At 42.8% G+C, this 5,751-nt stretch carries 4 protein-coding genes and 1 pseudogene; 4 read left to right on the forward strand and 1 reads right to left on the reverse strand.

Annotated features, from left to right (window positions below; translation table 11 throughout):
- Nucleotides 1-13 precede the first annotated feature (13 nt).
- A complete protein-coding gene (locus RDQ32_RS10575) occupies nt 14-619 on the reverse strand; it encodes a DUF542 domain-containing protein (RefSeq protein ID WP_308580445.1) in 606 nt (201 codons plus the stop codon).
- Nucleotides 620-843: 224 nt separating this feature from the next.
- Here RDQ32_RS10575 and RDQ32_RS10580 point away from each other — a divergent pair.
- The 4 genes and pseudogenes from RDQ32_RS10580 to RDQ32_RS10595 all read left to right on the forward strand — a co-directional run.
- Nucleotides 844-1,386 (forward strand): annotated as a pseudogene (locus RDQ32_RS10580) (glutathione peroxidase).
- A 163-nt stretch (nt 1,387-1,549) separates the two neighbouring features.
- Complete coding sequence (locus RDQ32_RS10585; RefSeq protein ID WP_308580446.1) at nt 1,550-2,539, forward strand: WYL domain-containing protein; 990 nt, start codon at nt 1,550-1,552, stop codon at nt 2,537-2,539.
- Nucleotides 2,540-2,794: 255 nt separating this feature from the next.
- A complete protein-coding gene (locus tag RDQ32_RS10590) occupies nt 2,795-4,255 on the forward strand; it encodes an alanine/glycine:cation symporter family protein (RefSeq protein ID WP_308580447.1) in 1,461 nt (486 codons plus the stop codon).
- Nucleotides 4,256-4,433: 178 nt separating this feature from the next.
- Nucleotides 4,434-5,751, forward strand: a 1,318-nt coding sequence (locus tag RDQ32_RS10595; RefSeq protein ID WP_308580448.1) for a hypothetical protein, incomplete at its 3' end; no start/stop codon positions are given.

Below are 5,751 nucleotides of genomic sequence, written 5' to 3' on the forward strand. Positions count from 1 at the left end.
ACGCTCTTCCGATCTATCTTCTATAGGTAGGGCAAACATCCTCCGGGGCTGTAAAGAAATTCGTCTCTTTCTGTAAAAGCTTAATCAGTTCTCCGGCTGTACTGTGTTCTTCCTCCAAACTCTTTACATAGGCAATGTCTCCAGAGCTTGGTTTTCTGGATTTTTTCATAATTGGGAAGACCAGCTTTTCTTCTTTCGCAAAATGTTCTTCCAAATCTGCCTTTAAGAGGGCAAAGTGATGATGAATGGAACTAAGCTCTTCTCCATGGTGCTCGTAGTGCACCACAAGAATCTTATTCAAAAGAGCTTCCACATCTGCCAGTAGCTCTCTTTCCTTGATATGGTGGCTACGCTCTAAATCCGCCAGCATTTCCGGTACGGACAGAGCACGAAAACGCTGCAGTTCCCCCTCGTAGTCTAAATCATTTTTCTTTGGCAGGGCTGCCAATTTTTCCAGCTCCTGTATAAAAGGCTCTAAATCAATATTTTTCTCTTTGGCGATCTTCGCAATAGGGTCATGTCCTCCACAGCAATAATCCAAACGATATTCATTTAAATAAGGAATGGTACCGGGATATTCCTTTACCACATCCGCTAATGTCATTTCTTTTGTAATCATATAGACTCCTCTCTTGATATTTTCTCTTTACGACTTTAGGATAGCAAAGAAAAAAAGAGATAAATGTTGCAAATGTAACAAAAACAATCAAATTAAAATGCAAGGTGAAAAATATCTTGACAAAAGAATATGATAGAGTAAAATTAAATTGCAAACAATCTATCAGATAAAAAACTATTACAAAAGTTTAGCCCTTAAGGGAAAATAGAGTATAGGAGGAAAATATGGGAATTTATGATTACAGTGTAGAGAAGAGAAATGGGGAAATGCTATCTCTTAAAGAGTATGAGGGAAAGGTGCTTTTGATTGTCAACACGGCAACAGGCTGTGGCTTTACACCTCAATACGAGGACTTGCAGAAGCTCTACAAGAATTTCCATGAAAAGGGTTTGGAGATTTTGGATATTCCCTGTAATTAGTTTGCAGGACAGACTCCGGGAACGGATGAGGAAGTCCATGAGTTTTGTACATTACAGTACAAAACAGAATTCGATCAGATGAAAAAGGCAGAGGTAAATGGTGCCAATGCTCTTCCTTTATACGGCTATCTTAAAGAGCAAAAAGGCTTTGAGGGGTTTGGAAAAGGAGTGAAGGCTATGGCCATGGGAGCGATGTGCTTTGCCAAGGATCCGAAATACAAGAAGAATCCGGACATCAAGTGGAACTTTACGAAGTTCTTGGTTGATAGAAAGGGAAATGTGGTACAGCGTTTTGAGCCAACTCATTCTATGGAGGATGTGAAGAAGGCAGTAGAGGCACTCTTATAATCTGCTGGACGGAGCGATATATTTTTTATTTAAAACGAGTATCCTGGAAAAGGCGGGATACTCGTTTTAAATCTTCTGCAATTCTGAATATCCTATTGTGCCTTTTCCTGTTAGAATGAGCATATAGTAGAAAGTTTCATTCTGACATTGGGGGGGGACTGATATGGCGAAGAGACGGAATCAAAAGTGGAAGTGGTATCATTTGCGAGAAATATTGCTGCACAAGGCTGATGAACAGCATCCTCTAAGCATGGCGGAAATCCAGAATTATCTTAGGGAGATGGACATCGAAACAGACCGGAAAAGTGTCTATGATGACATAGAGTGCCTTCGCCAAATGGGCTACGATGTGGTGATGGAGAAACAGGGCAGGAACTATGTCTATTATCTTGGCAGTAAGGAATTTGAACTGGCGGAATGTAAGCTTCTGGCGGATGCGGTGCAGGCCTCCCGCTTTATTACGGAGAAAAAATCCAAGGAACTAATCAAGAAGCTTACTACCTTTGTCAGTGAATATGAAGCCAGACAATTAAACCGTCAGCTGATGCTCCCCGGAAGAATCAAGAGCATGAACGAATCCATCTATTATGTGGTGGACGAATTGCATAGAGCTATTGCGGAAAACAGGCAAATCAGTTTTTCCTACCTGCAATGGAATATGGCAAAAGAACTGGTGGAGAAAAAGAAAAAGCCCTACCTGGTCAGTCCCTGGAATTTGATTCTGGAAAATGAAAATTATTACCTTCTTGGCTATGATGGAGAGGAGGAGATTTTTAAACACTACCGGGTGGACAAAATGAAGAATATCCGGATTCTTGATGAGAAAAGACTAGGGGAAGATGCTTTTCAGAATCTGGATATGGAGCATTTTCGGCAAAGAACCTTTTCCATGTTTGCAGGAGAACGGAAGAAGGTGAGCCTTATCTTTCGAGAGGAAATGGTGGGAATTCTCCTGGACCGTTTCGGAAAAGAGATTTCCCTTTTTCCTGCGGAAGAGCCCGGCTATGCCATTTGTCATGTGGATGTGGCAGTGAGTGAAATGTTTTTTGCTTGGGTGTTCTCTTTGGGAGGAGTCGTAAAAATTCAAGGGCCGGAAGATGTTAAGGAAGCATATATTCATGCTATGAAGAAGGGCTTGGATGAATACTGTTAAATCCTCTCAGGAAAGAAAATGTTAAATCCTCTCAGGAAAGAAAAGTTCTTGCCAAAAAGAAAATAGCTGTTACAATAGGGAAAAGCACATTGTGCTTTTTCTTTTACACTCATTACTTTAGTACATAAAAGCATAAACGCGTAAAAGTGAAAAAGCGCAAAGAAAGCCAAATGAATTCGCAGAAAATTGTATCGGTGGAAACTATATTGAAGGAATGGCTGAAATTTGTGATTAAGTCAAGAAGGGGAGGAAACTATGGCACTTATTGTATCGATGATTGAAGCGGTAACCGGATTTTTATGGGGAGACTTGGTAAAGATTCCACTACCCGGAGGAAGCAGTCTGGGGCTGTCTTTGATGGTGATTCTATTAATTCCCGCCGGCATTTATTACACGATTCGCACGAAATTTCTTCCCATCCGTTTATTTTCAGAGATGGTGGCGGTGATTTTGGAAAAGCCTCAAGGAAAGGAAAAGGGCGATCTGAAGAAAGGAAAGCTGTCCGGCCTGCAGACTCTGATTGTTTCCACGGCCACAAGAGTAGGAATGGGAAACCTTGTGGGAGTGGTTGCAGCCATTTCCGCAGGAGGAGCCGGTGCGGTATTTTGGATGTGGATTACTGCTTTAATCGGTTCTTCCACTGCTTTTGTAGAGGCGACATTAGCCCAGCTGCATAAGAGAAAGGATCCCTTATACGGGGGATTCCGTGGCGGTCCTGCCTACTACATCCATGACTTCTTTTTTAAGAAGGCTCCCGGAGAGGAGTTGAATGGAGAAATTCCTAAAAAGAAGAACATTATTGCGATTCTTTTTGCTCTTTCCGGGTTGATCTGTTGGGGAGGAATCAGTCAGGTTATTGGCAATTCCGTGTCTTCCGCTTTTGAAAATGCCTTTTCCGTTAAACCGATTATTTCCACAGCGATTCTTGTGCTTCTGGCAGCGGTAATAGTCTTAAGAAAACACGCTACAGCAAGGGTTTTGGATGTGATTGTACCGGTGATGGCCGGCTTATATTTTGCTCTTACTGTTTTTGTAATCCTGAGAAATATTACTTCTCTGCCAACTGTATTTCAGAGAATCTTCTCCGAAGCCTTCGGCCTTCGGCAAATGGTGGCAGGGGGCTTCGGTGCGGTTGTGATGAACGGTGTGAAGCGCGGACTTTTCTCCAATGAGGCAGGCTCCGGCTCTGCGCCCTGTGCAGCAGCTGCGGCAGATACGGATCACCCGGCGAAAATCGGATTATTCCAGGCTATGGGGGTATTCATTGATACCATTGTAATCTGTTCCTGTACCGCTTTTATCATGCTTTTGGCACCGGAAGCACAGATTGTAAATCTGCAGGGAATGGATATTTTGCAAACTGCTATGGCATACCACTTCGGCTCCTTCGGAAAGATATTTATTGCGATTATTTTGTGGCTCTTCAGCTTTTCCACTTTTTTGGGAATCCTGTTCTATGCCCGTTCCAATATTTCCTACATTTTCGGAGACAACTGGGCGTCCCAAACCGGCTATAAGATTTTTGCTTTGATTATGCTGTTTGTAGGAGGCTTGGCGCAATACACCGTAGTGTGGGATATGGGAGACATGGGCGTTGGACTGATGACTATTTTCAATCTGATTGTTATGTATCCATTAAGTAGAGAAGCTCTGGCAGCCTTAAAGGATTACGAAGAGCGCTTGAAGGAAGAACGTAAAGAGAAAAACGGAATATAGCATAAATGAGATATCGCACACTACCCGAGCGATACTCGTTAAGAATTAGGGGAGAAACCGGCTGTAAAGATGCGGTTTCTCCCTTATTACCGGGAAATAATATTATTCTTGCCTTTTCATCCTTAAAAAGGTATTCTTAAGTCAGTGAAATAATACTTTTCATTAAGGGGAGGTCAGTATGGAACAACAAGATGAACAAAAGGAAAAGTTACAGCAAGAGGGTGATTCCGGAGAAGCCGGGAGCACTCCTGCAGAGAATCTACAGGCATCAGCTGAAGCTGTAGAAGAAAAGTTGGAAGAAGGAAAAGAAGAGCTGAAGAATCAGGCTGAGAATCTTGCAACGGAAGCGCAAGGGAAGGTGGAACAGCTGGCAGAGGAAGCTCAGGATAAAGTGAATGAAATTGCTCCTGAGGCGGAAAAGCAGGCTGGAGCAGTAGAAAGCAAGCTTGAGGAAGCTGTTCAAGAGGCACAAGCCCACGCGGAAGAAGCAGCAGAAAAAGTTCAGGACAAGGCTGCAGAGCTTGCAAAGGAAGCAGAAGCCAAAGCTGAAGAAGCGACTCAGGAAGCCGGGGCCAGGGCTAAAGAAGTAGTAAAGAAAGCAGAGGAGGCAACTGCAGCAGCCGGAGCAGCTGTGGCGGAAAAGGCTTCCGAAGTAAAAGAGACAGTAGAAACGGAAACCGATAAAAAGATTAAAGAAATTAAAGCCAAAAAACAGGTAAAGGACAATGCCAAAGCTGAAAATGCAGGAAAGAATAATTCCGCACTTTTTGTAGGAGTTGCCGTTGTTTTGATTTTGCTTGTTTTGGCATCTTTCTTCGCTCTATTGCCAAGAAATACCAAAGTCAATTTGGACAAGTATGTCACGGTAAGCTTTGACGGCTATGATGGCTACGGAAAAGCCTTAGTGAAGTTTGACAAGGATGCGTACCTCAAGGATTACAAAAAGAAAATCAAGTTAAAGAAAAGTGGAAATTTCCTGCAGGACAGCTTGACTAAGAACTACGGAGCGGCAGAGCTGCTTTATGATTTCTACATTGACGGAAACTGGAAGATTGAAGGGGATTCGTCGGACGGAAAGTTGAAGAACGGAGAGACCGTAAAGCTTAGCTGGGGATTCAATCAGGAAGAACTGGAAGAACAGTTCAAAGTTAAATTCACTTCTAAGGGAACAGAATTCAAGGTAGAAGGTTTAAAGGATGTACAGCTTTTTGATGCCTTTAAGGATTTTGACTATAAGTTTACCGGCATTTCCCCTGAGGGAGCTGTGGAGTGGAAAGGAACCGGAGATATGGATGGCTCCAAGGGGTACTACTTCACGGTTGAACCTTCCATGGATTTGAAGAATGGTGATAAGGTAAAGGTGAAAATTGAGCCGGCCAATCCGGAATCTTTGATTCAAAAATACGGTATTGCTCCGAAGGAAACAGAGAAAGAAATCACGGTAGAGGGCTTGCCTTCCTATGTGGAAAAGGCTGACGCAATTTCAGATTCTTTAT

The sequence above is a fragment of the uncultured Oribacterium sp. genome, from assembly GCF_902481605.1.
In the GTDB taxonomy this organism is placed as follows: Bacteria; Bacillota; Clostridia; order Lachnospirales; family Lachnospiraceae; genus Oribacterium; species Oribacterium sinus.

Excerpts from the sequence above, each read along its gene's own strand:
- RDQ32_RS10585 (WP_308580446.1), top strand. The coding sequence starts at position 1,550 with ATGGCGAAGAGACGGAATCAAAAGTGGAAGTGGTATCATTTGCGAGAA.
- RDQ32_RS10575 (WP_308580445.1), bottom strand. The coding sequence starts at position 619 with ATGATTACAAAAGAAATGACATTAGCGGATGTGGTAAAGGAATATCCC.
- RDQ32_RS10590 (WP_308580447.1), top strand. The coding sequence starts at position 2,795 with ATGGCACTTATTGTATCGATGATTGAAGCGGTAACCGGATTTTTATGG.